Annotated in this window: 23 protein-coding genes; 18 read left to right on the forward strand and 5 right to left on the reverse strand. The window is 40.4% G+C overall.

All coding sequences use genetic code 11. The annotated features are described in order from the left end of the window. Positions 1-110: 110 nt before the first annotated feature. The 3 genes from ABTV07_RS09220 (at position 111) to ABTV07_RS09230 (ending at position 1,945) form a co-directional block, all read left to right on the forward strand. On the forward strand, positions 111-1,097 hold the full coding sequence (locus ABTV07_RS09220; protein WP_433750339.1) for a phosphotransferase enzyme family protein: 987 nt from the start codon (positions 111-113) through the stop codon (positions 1,095-1,097). Between the two features lie 96 nt (positions 1,098-1,193). Further along, positions 1,194-1,622, forward strand: coding sequence for a MarR family winged helix-turn-helix transcriptional regulator (locus ABTV07_RS09225; protein ID WP_433750342.1), 429 nt, complete (start codon positions 1,194-1,196; stop codon positions 1,620-1,622). Continuing rightward, the gene (locus ABTV07_RS09230) at positions 1,601-1,945 is read left to right on the forward strand and encodes a DUF3147 family protein (RefSeq protein ID WP_433750345.1); all 345 of its coding nucleotides are present in this window, start codon (positions 1,601-1,603) and stop codon (positions 1,943-1,945) included. Before ABTV07_RS09225 ends, ABTV07_RS09230 begins: the two co-directional genes overlap by 22 nt. A 40-nt stretch (positions 1,946-1,985) precedes the next feature. On the opposite strand, the gene ABTV07_RS09235 is transcribed toward ABTV07_RS09230, so the two are convergent. Beyond that, on the reverse strand, positions 1,986-2,639 hold the full coding sequence (locus ABTV07_RS09235) for a hypothetical protein (protein WP_433750348.1): 654 nt from the start codon (positions 2,637-2,639) through the stop codon (positions 1,986-1,988). A 307-nt stretch (positions 2,640-2,946) separates the two neighbouring features. Between ABTV07_RS09235 and ABTV07_RS09240 the strand changes: the two genes are divergently transcribed. Beyond that, positions 2,947-3,501, forward strand: coding sequence for a GNAT family N-acetyltransferase (locus ABTV07_RS09240; RefSeq protein WP_433750349.1), 555 nt, complete (start codon positions 2,947-2,949; stop codon positions 3,499-3,501). Here ABTV07_RS09240 and ABTV07_RS09245 read toward each other — a convergent pair. Further along, on the reverse strand, positions 3,498-4,022 hold the full coding sequence (locus ABTV07_RS09245) for a cysteine hydrolase family protein (RefSeq protein ID WP_433750352.1): 525 nt from the start codon (positions 4,020-4,022) through the stop codon (positions 3,498-3,500). The genes ABTV07_RS09240 and ABTV07_RS09245 overlap by 4 nt on opposite strands. 130 nt (positions 4,023-4,152) lie before the next feature. On the opposite strand from ABTV07_RS09245, the gene ABTV07_RS09250 reads away from it, so the two are divergent. The 3 genes from ABTV07_RS09250 to ABTV07_RS09260 are packed head-to-tail and all read left to right on the forward strand — an operon-like array spanning position 4,153 to position 6,623. Next, positions 4,153-4,977, forward strand: coding sequence for a DUF1835 domain-containing protein (locus tag ABTV07_RS09250; RefSeq protein ID WP_433750355.1), 825 nt, complete (start codon positions 4,153-4,155; stop codon positions 4,975-4,977). Next, complete coding sequence (locus tag ABTV07_RS09255) at positions 4,978-5,829, forward strand: GNAT family N-acetyltransferase (RefSeq protein ID WP_433750358.1); 852 nt, start codon at positions 4,978-4,980, stop codon at positions 5,827-5,829. An 11-nt stretch (positions 5,830-5,840) separates the two neighbouring features. Next, positions 5,841-6,623, forward strand: a complete 783-nt coding sequence (locus ABTV07_RS09260; protein WP_433750360.1) for a hypothetical protein — start codon at positions 5,841-5,843, stop codon at positions 6,621-6,623. 32 nt (positions 6,624-6,655) lie between these two features. Here the strand turns inward: ABTV07_RS09260 and ABTV07_RS09265 are convergent, their stop codons facing one another. Next, entirely contained in the window at positions 6,656-7,072 is a 417-nt protein-coding gene (locus tag ABTV07_RS09265) for a universal stress protein (protein WP_433750363.1), read from the reverse strand. 143 nt (positions 7,073-7,215) lie between these two features. Between ABTV07_RS09265 and ABTV07_RS09270 the strand changes: the two genes are divergently transcribed. Together ABTV07_RS09270 and ABTV07_RS09275 are read left to right on the forward strand one after the other, a co-directional pair. Then, complete coding sequence (locus ABTV07_RS09270) at positions 7,216-8,604, forward strand: bifunctional metallophosphatase/5'-nucleotidase (protein ID WP_433750366.1); 1,389 nt, start codon at positions 7,216-7,218, stop codon at positions 8,602-8,604. A 14-nt stretch (positions 8,605-8,618) separates the two neighbouring features. Further along, complete coding sequence (locus ABTV07_RS09275; RefSeq protein WP_433750368.1) at positions 8,619-9,125, forward strand: GNAT family N-acetyltransferase; 507 nt, start codon at positions 8,619-8,621, stop codon at positions 9,123-9,125. Here the strand turns inward: ABTV07_RS09275 and ABTV07_RS09280 are convergent. After that, a complete protein-coding gene (locus ABTV07_RS09280; protein WP_433750371.1) occupies positions 9,109-9,477 on the reverse strand; it encodes a hypothetical protein in 369 nt (122 codons plus the stop codon). The two genes, ABTV07_RS09275 and ABTV07_RS09280, sit on opposite strands and share 17 nt — an antisense overlap. A gap of 183 nt (positions 9,478-9,660) precedes the next feature. On the opposite strand from ABTV07_RS09280, the gene ABTV07_RS09285 reads away from it, so the two are divergent. The 9 genes from ABTV07_RS09285 to ABTV07_RS09325 all read left to right on the forward strand — a co-directional run bounded on the left by ABTV07_RS09285 (position 9,661) and on the right by ABTV07_RS09325 (position 17,004). Beyond that, positions 9,661-10,500, forward strand: coding sequence for an STAS domain-containing protein (locus tag ABTV07_RS09285; protein WP_433750374.1), 840 nt, complete (start codon positions 9,661-9,663; stop codon positions 10,498-10,500). A gap of 141 nt (positions 10,501-10,641) precedes the next feature. Beyond that, positions 10,642-12,423, forward strand: a complete 1,782-nt coding sequence (locus ABTV07_RS09290; protein ID WP_433750377.1) for a methyl-accepting chemotaxis protein — start codon at positions 10,642-10,644, stop codon at positions 12,421-12,423. Positions 12,424-12,468: 45 nt separating this feature from the next. After that, the gene (locus tag ABTV07_RS09295; protein WP_433750378.1) at positions 12,469-12,840 is read left to right on the forward strand and encodes an NUDIX domain-containing protein; all 372 of its coding nucleotides are present in this window, start codon (positions 12,469-12,471) and stop codon (positions 12,838-12,840) included. Positions 12,841-12,973: 133 nt separating this feature from the next. After that, on the forward strand, positions 12,974-13,999 hold the full coding sequence (locus tag ABTV07_RS09300) for an ArsR/SmtB family transcription factor (protein ID WP_433751169.1): 1,026 nt from the start codon (positions 12,974-12,976) through the stop codon (positions 13,997-13,999). Continuing rightward, the gene (locus ABTV07_RS09305; RefSeq protein WP_433750380.1) at positions 13,996-15,207 is read left to right on the forward strand and encodes an MFS transporter; all 1,212 of its coding nucleotides are present in this window, start codon (positions 13,996-13,998) and stop codon (positions 15,205-15,207) included. Before ABTV07_RS09300 ends, ABTV07_RS09305 begins: the two co-directional genes overlap by 4 nt. 55 nt (positions 15,208-15,262) lie before the next feature. Beyond that, positions 15,263-15,865 carry a hypothetical protein gene (locus ABTV07_RS09310; RefSeq protein WP_433750383.1) on the forward strand — a complete coding sequence of 201 codons (603 nt, stop codon included), beginning with the start codon at positions 15,263-15,265 and terminating at the stop codon, positions 15,863-15,865. 72 nt (positions 15,866-15,937) lie between these two features. Further along, complete coding sequence (locus ABTV07_RS09315) at positions 15,938-16,564, forward strand: class I SAM-dependent methyltransferase (protein ID WP_433750385.1); 627 nt, start codon at positions 15,938-15,940, stop codon at positions 16,562-16,564. A 67-nt stretch (positions 16,565-16,631) separates the two neighbouring features. Beyond that, positions 16,632-16,808: a hypothetical protein gene (locus ABTV07_RS09320; RefSeq protein ID WP_433750387.1), complete on the forward strand. Its 177-nt coding sequence runs from the start codon at positions 16,632-16,634 to the stop codon at positions 16,806-16,808. A gap of 19 nt (positions 16,809-16,827) precedes the next feature. Continuing rightward, positions 16,828-17,004, forward strand: coding sequence for a hypothetical protein (locus tag ABTV07_RS09325; RefSeq protein WP_433750389.1), 177 nt, complete (start codon positions 16,828-16,830; stop codon positions 17,002-17,004). A gap of 31 nt (positions 17,005-17,035) precedes the next feature. Here ABTV07_RS09325 and ABTV07_RS09330 read toward each other — a convergent pair whose 3' ends face one another. Continuing rightward, on the reverse strand, positions 17,036-17,560 hold the full coding sequence (locus tag ABTV07_RS09330; RefSeq protein WP_433750392.1) for an NAD(P)H-dependent oxidoreductase: 525 nt from the start codon (positions 17,558-17,560) through the stop codon (positions 17,036-17,038). Positions 17,561-17,579 lie beyond the last annotated feature (19 nt).

Here is a 17,579-nt window from a genome sequence, read left to right on the forward strand (position 1 = left end):
ATCCCAGCCAATGGGTTTTGAACACCCTTTTTTGAAAAAAGGAGATTAAACAAGGAAAGTCGAACTTTTTAATAGTGGGTTCAAACTAAATGATTTATAGGAGATTTCATATGTATACAATTTCAGTAAAACATTCATTGGTAGACAATCAATCGATTCGTGAAATGATGGCAGATTATGAAATAGGAGAAGTAGCTGCATGTCATTTTTTGACCAAGGGATTGAATGATTCTTATTTCGTCCAGTCGGATTCAGAAAAATACATATTCAGAGTGTACCGTAAAAATTGGAGATCAAAGTCTGACATTCTGTTTGAATTGGAAGGCATTCTTCATCTTCAAAAGAAAGGGATTGCTGTTTCCACTCCAGTCCCGAGACAAGATGGCGAGTATCTTACAGCCATTAATGCACCTGAGGGGATGAGATATGGAGTATTGTTTACTTTTTCTGAAGGTGATCGCCCAGAAATTTCAGCCGTGAACTGCCGATTAATAGGGGAAGGTTTGGCAAAAATTCATTCCGCTTGGGATGATTTCCACCCAAATCACGCTAGGTCCTTTCAACTGGATCAAAAACATTTAGCAACGGAACCATATGAGAGAATTCAAGCAGCATTCCGTCAATTTGGATTAAGTGAAGAAGAAGAGTTTCTTAAAGATACTGTAGAAACTATTTTGAAAGAACTTAGTGCACCGAATCTTGAGTATGGATTTTGCCATGGGGATTTTCACAATTTCAATATGCATGTGAAGGATAACCGATTGGAAGCTTTTGATTTCGACTGTGGCGCTCTTGGGTACCGTTCCTATGATCTTGCTGTTTTCTTATGGAACTTACTTAATAACTATCCATCCATGGAAAAAGAGGGCTGGGCTGGATTCCTGGAAGGTTATCAATCTATTAGGACAATTAATGAAGCAGACGTTCAAATGATCGGCAAATTCGTTACGTTAAGACGGATCTGGTTCATGGGGATTCTGCTTGAAAATGATGATGTTTGGGGAACGGTCTGGAAAAACGAGAAGAATTTAAGCAGCATTATTGGTCAATTAAAGGATGATATCGCAACTCGGTGGTCAAGTAAATTAACCAAGTAGAAAAAGCAGCCCGGGGCTGTTTTTTTTGTCTTGATATAAATGGGGAGAACCGCCATAATATATCGTATAATACGATATAAAAGAGGGGCGAATATCTTGAAATTTAAAGCAAGTGAAATTAATGAGTACTGGTCGGAAATTTACTATCATCTTCATTATGCTCATACAGATAAGGTGACACACCAAATGATCCGCATCCTGCAGCATGTGGAGAAAGGGAAGGAACCTGGAGTTGGGAACATTGCCGAATGGATGAGGCTGTCGCCGAATACGGCTTCTGAACATGTAAAAAGATTGATTGAGAAGAAATATATCGAAAAAAAGAAGCACAGAGATGATGAAAGGCGCACGGTGCTATTCTTGACGAAGGAAGGAAAAGAAGTTCTCCACAGAAATTCAAAGCTTGATGAAGGAAAATTATCAAAGATCTTATCCAACTTGAATAAGGAAGAACGAGATTTGGTCCTTTCCGCATTTGAACTTTTGAGCAAGGAGGCAAAGCAATGTACATCTTTTTCAAAGTAATGATTTCGGCAGCAGTGATTGGAGTAGTCACTGAAGTTGCCAGGAGGTTCCCTGCATATGGAGGCATCGTTGCAGCGCTGCCGCTTGTCAGCTTATTAAGCATGATATGGCTATCGGTTCAAGGCGAGAAAAATGCAGAGCTTAGCCAGTTTGCTTTTGGAGTTTTAATCGGTTTTCCGGCAACAGCTGCTCTTCTTTTCATTGTCTTTATTTGCCTCAAGAACTCTATTCCTCTAGTATTCTCCATTATACTTGGTGTTGGTGGATGGGGAGTGTTCCTCTTCTTGCAAGAGTTCATAACCAAGCAAATCAAAGCAGGGTGATACAGAGGAGATATCAGTATGTTTGTCGAATTTAAAGCAGTCATGTGCTTGTTTTGTTTTTTAGGCAGGATTCAGGATCGAGGTTGGAGAGTTCCCATGATCCACCTGGTTTTCTTTTATATTGAGAAATAAGGACATCTGTATCATTAGTCAATTGGAAAAAGATGAATTTATAGTCACTGCCATCTTTTCCGATTACTTCAATGGTTTTCACGAATCCATCTTTCTTTGTCGGCATCCTTTTTTTAATCAGTCCGCACCATTCACCGAACTTAATGTCAACTACTGCTTCAGCATCGTGGTCCCATCCATGATATGCTGCACATAGAAAATCTTCAGGATAGAGTGTGATTCTGCTAATTTTGAAAAGGGATTTATCTTTCTGTATTTCTATAAAACCGTAATAATAGGCGAAGTTGGTCGAGAGTTTATCACTACCTTCAATTGTTTCCAATTCAATAAACCAGCGGCTTTCTTCAACAGTAGGAACTTTTTCAAGTTTTAGTAGATTAGTATGCCCGATTCCTTCAAAAGATTTCAAGTAGGAACGATAGGGCATCTGTTTTTGGTACTCACGTGTGAAAAATTGATAGGCAAGCGGGAACGGGATTTTGGCAAATCCGACTGTCCCGCATCCCCCAAGTTTTTTTGCCGTTAAGTTTTCTGCTTCTCTAAGGATGCTGAAGTAATTCAATATGGTTTCTTTGGGAGAAGTGAGCAAATTTGCTGGTACGGTAATCTGCGAAGTTTTCTTCTCATAGTAAGGATCAAAAAAAGATAAAGTGTCAATCCGATTGTTCAATATGGGTAAACAGGATGGTCGAAAGTATTTTTCAATGTCCCTATTGCGATCATGTTTTTCGGTATGGGAATCATAATCAATAGGAATTTGTGGCTTTATAAAGGAAGCTCCTAAAAAAAGCTTTTTTCTTTTTACATAATGACTAAGGAAACTCACAATCATCATCCTTTCAAGAGGATGTAGGATAGGGGCTATTTTTATGAAATCAAATGAACTTTTTGCAGAAACACAGCGTTTAATCATTAGACCATTTAAAAAAGAGGATTATGAAGAATGGCGGAAGGGTTTTGATAAAAGAAAGCCATCTCAATATAAGTATGATGATGGTTTCCGAGAAATGCCCCATGCCACAAAAGATTGGTTCGAGAAATGGATTGCGGGATTTAAAGAATCTGCTGAAAGAGATGAAATGTATCATCTCGGCATTTTTCGCAAAGAAGATGGGGCCAATGTAGGCAAAGTGGAATTTGTTCGTATATTAAGGATGGACTATCATTGGGCGATGATGGGGTATTCCCTCCATAATCAATTTTGGAAGAGGGGCTATGGTGTAGAAAGTGTTGAAGCAGCCAGGAAAATATTTTTTGATACATTAGGCTATCATCGGATTGAATTGCATATTCGTCCTGATAATTTTCCGTCCATCCGCTTGGCAGAACGTGTGGGCTTCCAATTTGAATGCATCAGAAAAGGCTTCTCAATGGAAGATGGCAAATGGACGGATTATAGCATTTATTACAAAAATAATGATTAGATGAATTCTATTTGACTTAAAGGCGCAACTCTTGCAAACCATCTTAACGTTTGGTTGTGATGATCGATGATCTGCTGCGCACTCAATCCGCTTCCAGGCCATGTACTGTGGGCATCAGAGACAAGTGTGACGTCGTATTTTAGACTGAATGCACGCCTGCAGGTCGTGTCCACGCAAACCTCGCTCTGGATCCCTGCTAAAAAGAGATGTTCCACGTTTTTCTTCTTAAGTTCAACTTCCAGATTTGTGTTATGGAAGCTGTCAGGTGTATCTTTCTGAATAATAATGTCTTGTTTACGAGGGGAAACGGCAGGATGGATTTCCCAGCCCTTACTGCCGGTGGCCAGCGGGTGACCTTCTTTGCCATTATGTTGAACATAGAAAACGTGACAGCCTGAAGAACGTGCTTTATTAAGCAGATTTCGAAGCTGATCCAGCAAGTTATGTCCATTAAATACTGGATCTCTTTCCTGAAACATTGCGTTTTGTACATCGATGATGATTAGTGCGGTCTTTTTCATAGAAGCCTCCGTTTAAGAACGTTTGTTCGATATTATCATTATAGCTTCAGATGATCGAATTTTCAATAAAAAGGGTTAAAATACTAGAAAATATTGTATAATGGTTGAAATTGATTCAAAGGAGAGAAAGATGAGCGTACATATTTTATTTGGAGAATCACCTGCAGCATCCCTGCGTTTTGGTTTTACTAGTGGAGGCAAGGAAGGACAGTCCATCATTTATTTCCCCACAAACTTGGCATATGGACCCATTAGAGATTTAGATGGCAAGGAAGGTATTGAACGAAGGGGGATATGGTTACAGGATCATCTATACCATGAATCTATTGACCCTTTTTCTGTGGAAGCCTATTTAGACTCAATCCTCGATTGCATTCACTCCATCAACGAAATTCAGCCTCATGAATCCATAATCATTTGGACCGGAGAAAACGCGCATGAACAGACTGGTCTGAGATTTGTCCTGTCTTTATTAATGGATCATTCCAACGAAATCTTCATAGTCAATACCACCCAAGCTTATAACAAGCACTGCAAAACTCCCGGGGTAACCTACACATTTCTTCATTCGGGTGAGATTTTACCTGAGGATATGGTTCACTTATGGGAAGAAACGAATGAAAGGTTGACAGAAGAGGAGAAGAACGGCTTTATACAAGAGTGGAGAGAACTAAACAAAAGAGAGTACATTCTCAGAATTTGGGAGTCCTCAGAAATCATTGCGGTTGAGGAAGATTATTTTGATAATAGGTTGGTTGAAATGGCAGCAGAAAATAAGGAATATATGAAGGCTGCCCGCTTGGTAGGAGAAGCCATTGGTCAGATTGAACAATATGTTGGAGATGGATTTTACGAATATCGGGTGCGCCATTTGATCCAAAAAGGAGTATTTGATTATAAAGGGAGATTGGAAGGGTTGAGGAATTACAGCATCAGGTACAAAGGAGGAAAGTAAGTGGCCACTGAACGTTGGGAAATGACAGATCGGTTAAAAAGAATCATTGGAAATGCAGAAACAGAAGCGTTTAAAAACGAATGTTTGATAGTTGGGCCTGACCATCTATTGGCTGGGTTTTTGATGGAGAGGACCGGTGTTTTTGGAGAGATATTTTTAAAAGGAGAATTTCATCTTGAGAGCTTAAAAAAAGGGATGAAAAAACCAAAGGGAGAGGGACTTGTTCACCAAAGTTTTGGAATTGAGGTCTCCTCTTCTGTTCAGGAACTCTTTTTAAAAGCTAACGGATTGAAAGAAAGGTATGGACAGCTTCTATTAAATGAAGGGCATGTGCTTAAAGCACTCCTGTTGTCAGGTGAAGTAGATCATTTGCTTACCAAAGAACAGAAGGAATTACTGATTTTCCACGGAACCACTGCAAGGGACTTGATCGTCAGCCTGCCATCCATCATGGATAAATCATTTGACGATTCCTTTATAAGAAGAGCTAGAAATGAAGAAAAGGAAAAAATCTGTGCGTTTGTAAAGGATCATTTTTCAGTTGATTGGGCAAAAACAGTAGAAAATGGAATGGAATCAGAAGTTCCGACCGTCTTTTTGGCAGAAAACGAAAAAGGGGATTATATCGGGTTTGCAGCCTTTGATGCCTATGAGAAAAAGAAGGGCTATTTTGGGCCGATGGGAGTTTTGCCTGAAAGTCGTCAAAGCGGCATGGGCAAGAACCTTTTACTATCATGCCTTCAAAAGATGTTTAGCATGAATTATGAGTACGCAGTCATAGGAGGGGCAGGTCCAATTGAATTCTATGAAAAAACATGTGGTGCTGCTGTAATTCCAAAATTTGAAAAGTAGGAAGTGGTTATATGTGTACGAGCTTTGTTTTGAATGCAGAAAAAAGATTCATAGGCATGAATTTTGATATTGGGGATCGGCCAATTAAGTTTACACATACGAATGATGGACGATTGACTATTTTTCAAAGAGAAAGTGGAACATTTCTGCCTGCTTTTGGAATGAATCAAAATGGTGCTTTCATGAATCTTCAGATGGTAGAAGGAAATGAAGAGGGGAACTATCGAAGAGGGAAGAATGTCGTTCATATCATCAGACTGTTTGATGAAGTACTATCCGGTAAATTGGATTCTATTAATCTAGAAGAGTTCTTGAGTGAAAAGAGCATTGTTAATGTCCCTGGGCACAGCGTACATAGTTTGCTATGCACCCCTCAGGAAGAAACCTACATTGTATCTCCGGGAAGAGATCGTATAGATGCTGGCGGGGGAAAAGTGCAAGTACTGACAAACTTTCCTCTATCTCAATCAGATTCCAACTATTCTACTTCTGAGCCAGGGATGGATCGGTATCAGACCGTTAAAAATTATCTAAATGAGGACGAAAATAATTTTTCGCTTGATAAAGGATTTGAGGCATTGAAACAAGTGTGTCAATCAGACGGAGATTTTCCAACACAGCTCTCTCTGATTTTTCTTCCAGGTGATAAGGAAGTGTATTTTACGATTAATAGGAACTTTGCTGATAGATTCTGCTTTTCTTTTGAAAGTGGGATTATCAAAGATCTTCAAAATGATAAAACGTGGCAAGTAGGCAAGAAGGGGATTTTGTTGAGTGAATTAATATCAGAATAAAGTTCTTAGGGGGAGGATTCCCCCGTCAGAAGTCATTTCACGATCATCACAGGGCAGTTTACCCGTTTGGCCACTTTATGGCTGACGCTTCCAAGAACCATTTCCTGAAGGCTGTTCAATCCCCTGCTGCCGACAATCAAGAGGTCATATCCATTTTTATTGGCAAATTCTACGATGGATGGTCCTGGATCTCCCCGTACAAATTCTGTTTGAAAATGAACACTATTTTCATTAAGTATTTCACAGGTGGATGCAAGCTTCCTTTCTCTTTCTGCTTGAACAGCTTCTTTGCTTCCTTTAGAAAGAACATCCGATTTAGAGGCTGAACTGTCAATTACATACAGCACAGTTACAGCGGATTGAGCAAGGTTTCCGAGAGCTGCTGCTGTTTTTGCAGCTCTTTGGGCATGTTTTGAACCGTCGGATGCCAGCAAGATACGTTTGAACACAGTAACCACCTCCTTGATGCTACTATTCTATCATTTTTCAGAATAATTGGATAATGATATTTGACAGTAAGAAAGAGGAAATATGATTTATTTTAGCGAATCGTTGTAAGTGGAAAACAAATCCAATGACAAGGAGTCTGAACATGAGGTTTAAAATCATACATACAAATGATCTGCATAGCCACTTTGAGGCATTTGCCAAGGCCGTGACAGTCATTAAGAAAGAGAAAAATGAACATACCCTCCTATTGGACGGAGGAGATTTTGCTGACTTTAAAAGTATTGAACTGCAGGGAACAAGGGGCATCGCTGCCATCGAACTCTTGACCGAAGCTGGCTATGATGCACTGACTGTCGGGAATAATGAGATGTTCAATGGGGTCGATACACTAGAACATATGGCGTCGGATGGCAGGATTCCATTCATTAGCGCCAATTTGTCCCGAAAAGACCGCACCAGTATAAAAGGGCTGTTATCAAGTACGATTATTGAAAAGGATGGCATTCGATTCTTTATTACAGGCACCTCGCCTGATATGGGTGTTTTCTGTGATGGCCTCGGCATCCACATGACCGATTTTAAAAGGGCAATCCAGGAGGAGTTGGAGAAAAATAAAGGGCTGTATGATGTCGGCATCATTTTGAACCATGTGGGAACATTTGCTGACTTTGAATTGATAGGGAAATTGGATGGGATTGATGTCATTCTTTCCGCCCACGACCATCAGCTTTTTCCAGAAGTGAAAGTTCATGAAGGAATCATCTGGAACAGTGCAGGAAACTACGGGGAGCACGTCGGGGTTATTGAAATTGAAGTGACAGAGGCTGGCGTTTCTCTGATTGACTCGAAAATGATTGAAACGAAAGATTTTGAAGGGGATGAAAGCATCCTTTCCATTCTTCAAAAAAATAAAGAAATGGCAGTGGAAATTCTGAGCAAGCCGCTTTACTCGCTTGATGAGCCCCTTTGGCACGATGTGATTGAGGAAAATCCAATTTCCAATCTGATTGCTGATGGTTTGAGGGATATGCTTGGGGCAGATCTAGGATTGATCAATAGCGGGATTGTGAATGCTGGTGCTTTTGGATTTATTTCTCGCAAGAAATTAATTGAAACATGCCCATCCCCACTGAATCCGACTTATTTTGAGATTCAGGGAAAGGATTTATTGAAAGCATTGGAGGACTCGCTTGATTCACAAGTTTGCATGGCAGATGGCCGGGGGCCGGGGTTCAGAGGTCGTTTTGTTGGGAGGCTGCACGTATCAGGAGCAGCCATCATCCATGATGGGAAGAAGATTTTGCATATGACCATTGGCAATGAACCTGTTGAGGAAGAAAGATGGTATCGCGTCGCAAGTTCTGATTATCTGCAAAGAGGATCAGGTTATCCATCTCTGGCTCACAATAGGAATGACCGTTATCTGGCGGAGGAGATCAAAGATGTCATTGAGATCTATGCGAAAAGAAGCGATTTTGTTAAGCGTGCTGCGAGGAAAAGATGGGTTGAGAAGAGCCGGATAAAGGTTTGAGTGAGGATGAAGCTATGGAAATCGTTGAATTAACAGCCATTCAAGAGGTGAAAGCTGATCTGGCCATTCTTTTAAAAGACGTGGTTGATAATGGGGCGTCGATTGGCTTTCTTCCTTTATTACCGCTGAGAGAGGCAGAAGAATATTGGGAGAACGCATTGATCCCAGAAGTTCTCCTATTCATCGCTAAGATAGATGGTGAATTGGCCGGTACGAACCAGGTCTATTTGGAGCAAAAGCCAAATGGAATCCATCGGGCAGAAATTAGAAAGTTAATGGTGCATCCTGATTTTCGTCGAAAAGGCATTGCACGCAACTTAATGGAAGCAGCAGAGGCAGCAGTGAAAAGAGAAAACAGGTCTTTGATTGTATTGGATACAAGGGAAGGAGACCCCTCCAATGGTTTATATGTATCCATGCAATACTGCCGTGCAGGAAGGATCCCGGGATTTGCACTATCACCAGATGGGAAAAAGGATGCTACTATTCTTTATTATAAAGAGCTTATTTTAGAGGACTGAAAGCATACTTTAAATAGTGGATTTTCCAGCGGCCATAATAAAGGATGCCTTTTGAGGGTACATAATCCATCATTATATGCTTTTTGCCTTTTTGGAACTTGACCAGGCTGTGCTTTTCAGAATCGTCTTCAAAATTAGAATGGAATAATGCAAGGCGACGTGGATGTTGATTGATGCTTTGGACGATGGAATCAATCGTTGCGGAGTCACTAATTATTTTTTCAGATCCATTCATTTCTTTAATTGTGATTTGATCGTATGAATCTGTGATGAGAGGAATAGAGGAAAAGTATAGAAATAGACCGAGTATTATAAGAAAACCAAAAGTTATAACGGCAACTATTTTTTTCACCAGAATCCATCCTTTTTTTACCATGATAACATTTTTTTCTATGTCTCATGTGGAAAATTTTTTGACTTTACGGAAGAGTATTTACTATTTCGAAAGTCTAAATAGTTGAAAAATCCAATTCCTTCTATATAATAAAATAGACTGTAAAAGTACGAGCTTATTAGCTTTGAAGGCGGGAAGATGATGGATCAAGAACTTTATCAATATTTGACTGAACATTTAACTGAAATAACCGATGAATGGCTTATGATGCGAGATGATAAAAATGGATCCGTTTATTCCAAGGATGCCAGCACAGAAACGGTGGAACTCCTTCGTAAACAGAACGAGTTGACCAACATGACAGTTACGAGTGTTCTTCTAGAGGACAAAGAAAAATTCAATGAACAATTAGAACAATGGGCAGTTACCGTCGCACATAGCAGGGCAGAAAGCCAGACACCGATATATGAAGTGCTATGGGCATTGAGCAAGGTAAGGGAAGTCTATTGGAGATTTGTCGGGAAATTCTCTAATGAAAACAATATTACGGTTTCTGCCATGGGCGTGTGGTCAAGCAAAATCAATACCGCCTTTGATAAGCTGAATATCGAATTTGCTGAAAAATACTACAATCTTGTAACCAGACGTCTAGTGGCGCAGCAAAATTTAATAACCGAATTAAGTTCTCCTGTCATTCCAATATCACAATCAAAAGGAATTCTTCCGTTGATTGGTGATATCGATACTCTAAGGGCAAAAATGATTCTGGAAACCATTCCTGGAAAATGTATGGAGGCACAGGTTGAACACTTATTTATTGACCTTTCAGGGGTGTCCATCATTGATACAATGGTGGCTCATGAAATTTTCCAACTCATCCAGGTGCTTGGCCTTCTCGGAGTCCAATCTACCTTGACCGGAATTCGTCCGGAAATCGCCCAGACGTCAGTTCAATTAGGATTGAATTTTTCAAAAATACCTACATATTCTACTCTGAGATTAGCGCTCGAGAATTCAGAAAAAGAACCCGTCATCCTTTGATAATCTGTTTCAAAGGGCTGCGGGCTCTTTTTTTTGTAAAGATTATGTAAAGTTTATACAGATTGTCTAGTATTTTCTATATCTGCAAGTAAAATTTAACATGTAAACAGTGAGTCATTTTTCCTACATGGAGGGGCAGATATGAAATTCAGGATGAAAAGGGTGCTGGAATGGAACGGGAAGGAAAAAAAGAAGTGGGATACTAATTGGAATTTGCGTTCATGGAAGAACAATACCACGATTAAAGGGAAAATCTTTACCGTCTTTGGATTTATGGCATCGTGTTTTGTTTTGACCATTGGGCTTGTTTTTTTCTTTTTTCACGGAATCTATCAAGATATGAAGGATATTAAATCACAGGGTTCCTATACGGCCAAAATAACGGAAATTGGAAAAACTATGAATGAAAAGGATATTAGAATTGCGGACTATATCACGTTTTTAAAAGAGAAAGATCTTAGTGATTACCGTTCGCTTCGGAATAAAGTGAATGTTGAACTGAAAAAGCTTATGGAACACAACCATGATAAAAAGCAATTGAGTGTGATGCAAAAAATCGAGAAAAATAATGCTTCCATGAATAAATTGTTTGTGAATGATGTGGCGCCAGCGGTAGTCAGGCTCGATAAAAATACCTATACAAAAGCCAGGGAGTCTATTTCTTCCCTGCGTAATCAAAACAATCTTCTTCTTGAACAACTGGTCAGTTTGGCAAATCAAGATCAGCAGGAAATAATAAAAGCCTCCCAAATACATAAAAACTATTTTCAATTTATCCTGCTTGCAGCAGCCTTATTTGTAATTGCTATTAGTGGAATAGTGGTCTGGCTTGTTACCCAGTCCATTCGAAAACGACTGGGACAATTAGTCCTTATAGCGGATCGTGCGGCAAAGGGGGACCTGCAGGCATCAGAAGAGGGAAATGGGCCGTTTGAAGGGAAAGAAGAAATCCAAGTTCTGAGCAGATCCGTCCATCAAATGATGGAAGATCTTCGAAATCTGGTTTCTGCAATCAAAAAGATGGCTGAAAATATGGCTAAACAAAGCACCAGCATCAAATCGTTTACTGAGCACCTGAACCATTCCAGTGAGGAAATTTCATCTTCCATGATACAGCTCTCGGCAAGTGCTGATACCCAATGGTCTGAAACCCACTCCATGCTTCATCAATATGACGAATTCAATGAACAGATACAGGAAGTAAGGGGAAATGGGCAGTCGTTGGATACTTCTTCTAAGTCAGCAATTTCATTGACTAGAGAAGGATACGAGCTGATGAATGAAACGGTCCAGCAAATTCAAAACGTACATAGCGCGATGGAGCAATCCCAGGAGAATATGCAAAGCATGAATGAGAATGTCGAGGGAATCTCCAAATTCATTGAACTGATCTCATCTATTTCTTCACAGACGAACCTGTTGGCATTAAATGCTGCAATTGAAGCGGCAAGAGCAGGGGAATCAGGGAAGGGGTTTGCAGTTGTAGCAAATGAAGTGAGAAAGCTGGCTGCACAAGTGGATGATTCTCTTACTCATATGACCCATTATGTAAGCAGCGTCAAAGATGCAGCCAAACGTGTTCAGGATTCTATCGAATCTGGTTATGAGCGACTTGAAGAAGGTGCAGCTTCTGTGTCTGCCACAGGGGAAAGCTTCTCTCGCATTAAAGATGAAATTGAAGGGATGGCCGAAAGCATCTCTAGCATCAGTCAGAGCATCTTTCATGTTTCGGACAAAGGGAAAAGCATCAAGCGGGCATTCCAATCGATGTCAGATATCAGCCAGCATTTCCAATCTGGCTCCAACCAAGCCAGTTCTGCTGTGCAAGAACAAAACAGTATGTTGGAACATCTTTTCTCAGAAGCAGAAAACATGCAGCAAAATGCGCAGGAATTAACAAGACTTGTGCAGAATTTCTCTTGATGCAGAAAAAATTTTAGAGTATTTCCTGATGGGAGATGGGGATTTTTGATTGCACAAGCTCTTGTGATTCAAGATGATAAAGTGTTAATGGTCAAACAATATGTCCAAAGGGGCGACATTGTCTGGAACTTTCCCGGAGGTGGGATTGAAGCAGGTGAAACTCCTCAACAGGCTTGTCTGCGTGAAGTCAAAGAAGAAACGGGATACGATGTTAAAATAAACAGATTGCTCTTCGAGGATTCTAATAAACATACTTTTGCAGCGGATATCATTGGTGGAGAATTACACATTGATTTGAATAATGCAGCAAACTCCGACATTATTGATGCCGCATGGATTCCCCTTGCTGATACGGAAAAATTTGATAAGGTGACTGCTCCTCTTTTACAATTAGCTGAAGCAGCAGCGTGTAAATAGGTTTTAATAATTATAGAAGAGAACGCTTGATTATTTTCAAGCGTCTTTTTATTTTTAAGAATTCTAAAATTATTGAATTTTATATTCGATAAAAGTAGAATTGGATATAAAGGAGTGATGAAGCTTGAAAAAAATGAATCTGGAACCGAAGAGAGAAAAAGTTGCTTTATCGGTGGAATCTTCGGCTGTTTGGGAAGCCATCCTGGGGATTGCAGGTTTTACATACAAAGAGAACAGACATACTTTCCATCTGAATGATCAATGGACAGAAGATGAAAAAGCGATGGATCCTTCACTTATAGACACCTTGAAATTTATCCAGCAAACGAATATTTGGTACGGGATGATCATGCTTCAAAATAAGATCTCAGCAGATTCGATAGATGGCTTTATTCAAAGGGTCGAGCGGATGAATGACAAGGAGTTTTTTGAAACGCTGCTTCCCTATCACAGCCGAGAAGCAGAAGAGTTGAAAAAAGAATCTGTTTCCAACCCAAGCAAGCTTTATGCATACGCAGAACTTTTTCAAACTCACATCTATTTGTATGGGTATTTGCATACCCTCCTGCGGCACTCCAATGAACAATTAAAGAAAATGATTAATGGAGCGGTTGTGATTTGGTATGAATGGGTGTCCAAGCAACCATATTGGGAAAGATGGATGGACATTCTTGAAACAGAGCAGAAGGCAAATTCTCATTTGGATACCAATGACACTGCTAGTCAAATTGAACACATAACTGGCGGTGCCCAATATGAGCCAGAGCCGGGAATTTGGGTAGTGAAAATGATTCCGCAGGTAAGCTACCGGCCATGGCTGCTGGAATTGAGAACGATGGAGGAGAAATTATTTTTCTACCCTGTAAAAGAAGAATATTTCTCAGAACCTGGCGTCCCATCTGTACAGCTGGTCCAGGGGCATAAAGCACTGGGTGACGGATTGCGGTTAAGTGTTTTATATGAACTAAGAAAGGGTCCGATGTCCCTGCAGGATATGAGCTGTTTGTTTCAGGTAAGCAAGACGACGCTTCATCATCAGCTATCCCTGTTAAGGGGGGCGAAGTTCATCAAGGTGGATAAAGGGATCTATTCCATCAATATGAATCAACTTCAACACTTTTCAACGGAATTGATTAGTTTTATTGGTGAAGATAAATGATCAAAGTTTCCCATGGATTCAAATTGTTGTGGCTGGGAGAGGTGGTTTCTGAATTCGGAGGAGCGGCGGGGGGGATCATCAATGGGCTCCTGCTGTTTGAGTGGACGGGTTCAAAGGAATGGATGGGGGCCATTTGGCTGATTTATTTTATACCGTCCCTGGTGCTGCAGGGTGTCAGCGCCCCATTTTTAAATCAAGTAAGAAAAGTAAGATTGATGAGGAGGGTGCAGGTGATAAGGGCAATGGCGTACCTGCTGCCTCTCATTGGGACGTTAATCCATACAAAGAGCACGGTGATTGCAGGGTTATTCATTCTTCAATGCGTACTTGGTTTGCTGCAGCCCATCTATGCGAGTCTTGCGTTTTCGCTGCTTCCCAGTTTGTGCAAGGAGGAAGAGTTGAAGAGATCGAATGCCATATTAGATGGTACTCTCAGACTAATGAGTTTTTTGGCACCAGGAATTATCTCTCTCTTATTAATCATTTTCCCGATGCATTTACTGTATTTCCTCTCGTTTTGTATGTTTCTGCTTAGCTATTTATCCCTGAAAAAACTTCCAGATTCAGAGCCGCAGTATACATCGGTCTGGTCAAAGAAATTTTGGTGGACTGAAATGAAGAGAGGGTATCACACATTTTTTCAATATCCCATCCTGTTGAAATTGACACTACTCTCTTCCGTTGTTCAATTTGCCGTAGGAGCAGCACTTGTGGTTAACATTCCGTTCATTAAAAAAGAACTCCATGGAGCCAACTGGACGTATGGCATCTTTTCAGGGGCCTTTCCGATCGGCTATGCCATTGGAACTTTAATCCTTTCAAGAAGCAAAGTTGGCAGCAAAGCCATGTATGCCGGCTTGGCAGGGGGAGGAGCGTCTTTTCTTCTCTTAGTCATCGTCCCATCTGTTCCTTTTGCATGGATGACAGAATTATTTGGAGGCATCTGTTTTCCGCTATTCAATGCACAGAGTTCAGCCCTATTTCAAAAGCTGGCGCCCGAGGAGCGGCTGTCACAATTGAGTTCCATCCGGTTGTTATTTATCCGGGTAGGGATGCCTTTAGGGATCCTATTTGCCACCGTTTGCTCTTCAATAGGATCACCAGAAAGAATGATTTATGGAATCATCGGACTCATCATCCTCATTCCAGCTCTGTATTCATATTTTCAATCGTTCATAAACGGCAAGAAAATAAATCTGAATATTTGAAACTTTTTCCATCTATAGACGTAATAGAGTCATAGATGAAAAAGGGGTGTTGGGGATGTTAGTAAGCAAGAAGGATCCTGCACAGGAATCGGGGACGTTTCTTTTCGCATGGATTGTGATTATGCTGATCAGCAGTTTGATGCTTCCAATTGTATTGGTCTATTTTATTCAAGATGCGATTCACTTTTCTAAATTACATTGGCTGTTCAAGGCTCCGCCTTCAGCCTATATTGCTTTTATGTGCGGGATGCTTATGATAACCGCAGGGATGATCGTTTATTTAATCATCAAGGTGAAAACTGATAAGAAGCCGGTGTTTCTAGTCAGTCTGATCATCATATTATTGAGCAGTCCATTGTTTTATACATCTCTCAACACCTATTATTACTTCGATCAAGAAGGACTACATTACCGTGAATTATGGTCGTTGGGGCAGTCCAATTACAAGTGGAAGGATTTTAAACAAGTGCATGCGGTTTTTGACAAGAAACCCAATAGGGGAAGTACTCTTAAAGAATATGAGTTTGTAATATCGGAGAATAAAACCATTGTGATTCCGGTTGATACGGCATTTATGGAAAATCGTCAAAGAATTAATGCATCATTAGAGGAGAATAAAGTCCCGCTTGATAATAATCTGGCTGATTTTTATGAGTGACCCTTTGGCTAATTATGGTAGAATGGAGATTAGATAGAATTTTAAGTCAATATTGGTTTTCGGAGGACATATATGCTAAATAAACAAGGGTTCAATTTGTGGGCACAGGATTACGATCAGACAGTCCAACAGATTGAAGAAAAAAACAGCTATCCATTTGCAGGTTATAAAGAAATTTTAAATACGGTGTACAACGAGGTTAAGGAAAAAGAAAACGGTTCTATTCTGGACATCGGGTTTGGTACAGGGGTCCTTTCAAAAAGGCTCTATGATGAGGGGTATAGTATTGCAGGCATTGATTTTTCTGACGAAATGATCAGACTGGCGGAAGAAAAAATGCCCAATGCCCGGTTGGTAGAGTGGGATATTTCAAAAGGTTTCCCGGAAGAACTGGCAGACAGAACATTTGATTTCATCGTTTCAACTTATGCCCTGCATCATTTAACAGATGAAGGGAAGGCAGATTTCATCCAAGAACTGGTGAAAAAGCTGAATCCTGGCGGGAAAATCCTGATCGGGGATATCGCATTTGCTACCCGAAAAGAATTGGAAGCTTGCCGAATGAATAATCTCCACCATTGGGATGAGGATGAATTTTATTTTGTTTTTGATGAATTTCAAGAATCCATCAAAGAATTAAGCCGGAGTGATTTTTACCCTATTTCTCATTGTGGTGGCGTCATTGTGATTCAGAAATAAACAAACTGGGAAGGGGACGGAATAAATCTGTTTCCTTTTCTTATAATGTGAAAAAGGAGGGAGCAGGATGGACGGACATTTCGTTGGAGGAGATATCATTTTTCAACTGGTGATGTTCTTGTTTTTGCTGATGATTCCAGTTGTTATTGCAGCTTTGGTAATTTTGACTGTGAAAAGGGGTAAGAGATTAAAGAATATTGAAGAGAAGCTGGATGTACTAATGAATTCCCATAAAGAACAATAAAATATAGGAGCTGAATAGGATGGCATGGTTTATTTCGTTTCTTTCATCAATTTTGGTTTTTGCTTTTTTGGTTGACCGAAAAAGGAAAAAGAACCGGAACAATCCTGACAAATTGACTCAACCGCATGCAAAGCCCGGTGATGATCAGAACTTCATGATGGGGGATAATAAGCATGATTCGGGCGGGCTATTTTAAAAAGGTGGGCAATTTGCCCACCTTTTAAAGATTAAAATTGTGTTGTTAAATGGTTCACCAATGCTTCTGCACTTTCTGCAATTTGTTCATCTGTCAGTGTCCTTACTCCTTGCAGAATGAAGGATGGAAGGAATCGCATGCCGGTAAGGTTTGCCATTGCGTGGAATGGCTTTGTCAATTCACTCATGCTGAATTGATTGTAGCCGCCTGCTTGATAGGCTGCAGCGGGACCTCCAGTGGAAGTGGCAATGACGAATTCTTTTCCGTGAAGCTTTGTTCCTTCGCTTCCGTATGCCCAGCCGTATTCAAGGACGACATCCTGCCATTCCTTTAATAAGGCAGGGCTGCTGTACCAATAGAAAGGGAATTGGAATACAATGCGGTCATGCTCCAGCAATAGCTTTTGTTCGGCAGCAGCATCAATTTTTCCGTCCGGGTACACTGCATAAAGATCATGGACCGTGATGCCTGCTTCTTCCTTCAAACGTTTCATCCAAGCGGAGTTTACTCGTGATTGATCTAAGTGGGGGTGAGCGATGATGACTAGTGTTTTCATACTTTTATTCTCCTTTATG

The organism is Falsibacillus pallidus, from assembly GCF_050990905.1.
GTDB classification, from domain to species: domain Bacteria; phylum Bacillota; class Bacilli; order Bacillales; family DSM-25281; genus Falsibacillus; species Falsibacillus pallidus_A.

What these genes read in the sequence shown, in the direction of transcription:
- ABTV07_RS09320 (WP_433750387.1), top strand. Translation starts at nt 16,632, where the DNA reads ATGGACGGACATTTCGTTGGAGGAGATATCATTTTTCAACTGGTGATG.
- ABTV07_RS09330 (WP_433750392.1), bottom strand. Translation starts at nt 17,560, where the DNA reads ATGAAAACACTAGTCATCATCGCTCACCCCCACTTAGATCAATCACGA.
- ABTV07_RS09260 (WP_433750360.1), top strand. Translation starts at nt 5,841, where the DNA reads ATGTGTACGAGCTTTGTTTTGAATGCAGAAAAAAGATTCATAGGCATG.
- ABTV07_RS09290 (WP_433750377.1), top strand. Translation starts at nt 10,642, where the DNA reads ATGAAATTCAGGATGAAAAGGGTGCTGGAATGGAACGGGAAGGAAAAA.
- ABTV07_RS09310 (WP_433750383.1), top strand. Translation starts at nt 15,263, where the DNA reads ATGTTAGTAAGCAAGAAGGATCCTGCACAGGAATCGGGGACGTTTCTT.
- ABTV07_RS09305 (WP_433750380.1), top strand. Translation starts at nt 13,996, where the DNA reads ATGATCAAAGTTTCCCATGGATTCAAATTGTTGTGGCTGGGAGAGGTG.
- ABTV07_RS09250 (WP_433750355.1), top strand. Translation starts at nt 4,153, where the DNA reads ATGAGCGTACATATTTTATTTGGAGAATCACCTGCAGCATCCCTGCGT.
- ABTV07_RS09220 (WP_433750339.1), top strand. Translation starts at nt 111, where the DNA reads ATGTATACAATTTCAGTAAAACATTCATTGGTAGACAATCAATCGATT.
- ABTV07_RS09300 (WP_433751169.1), top strand. Translation starts at nt 12,974, where the DNA reads ATGAATCTGGAACCGAAGAGAGAAAAAGTTGCTTTATCGGTGGAATCT.
- ABTV07_RS09230 (WP_433750345.1), top strand. Translation starts at nt 1,601, where the DNA reads ATGTACATCTTTTTCAAAGTAATGATTTCGGCAGCAGTGATTGGAGTA.
- ABTV07_RS09240 (WP_433750349.1), top strand. Translation starts at nt 2,947, where the DNA reads ATGAAATCAAATGAACTTTTTGCAGAAACACAGCGTTTAATCATTAGA.
- ABTV07_RS09285 (WP_433750374.1), top strand. Translation starts at nt 9,661, where the DNA reads ATGGATCAAGAACTTTATCAATATTTGACTGAACATTTAACTGAAATA.
- ABTV07_RS09325 (WP_433750389.1), top strand. Translation starts at nt 16,828, where the DNA reads ATGGCATGGTTTATTTCGTTTCTTTCATCAATTTTGGTTTTTGCTTTT.
- ABTV07_RS09245 (WP_433750352.1), bottom strand. Translation starts at nt 4,022, where the DNA reads ATGAAAAAGACCGCACTAATCATCATCGATGTACAAAACGCAATGTTT.
- ABTV07_RS09270 (WP_433750366.1), top strand. Translation starts at nt 7,216, where the DNA reads ATGAGGTTTAAAATCATACATACAAATGATCTGCATAGCCACTTTGAG.
- ABTV07_RS09275 (WP_433750368.1), top strand. Translation starts at nt 8,619, where the DNA reads ATGGAAATCGTTGAATTAACAGCCATTCAAGAGGTGAAAGCTGATCTG.
- ABTV07_RS09315 (WP_433750385.1), top strand. Translation starts at nt 15,938, where the DNA reads ATGCTAAATAAACAAGGGTTCAATTTGTGGGCACAGGATTACGATCAG.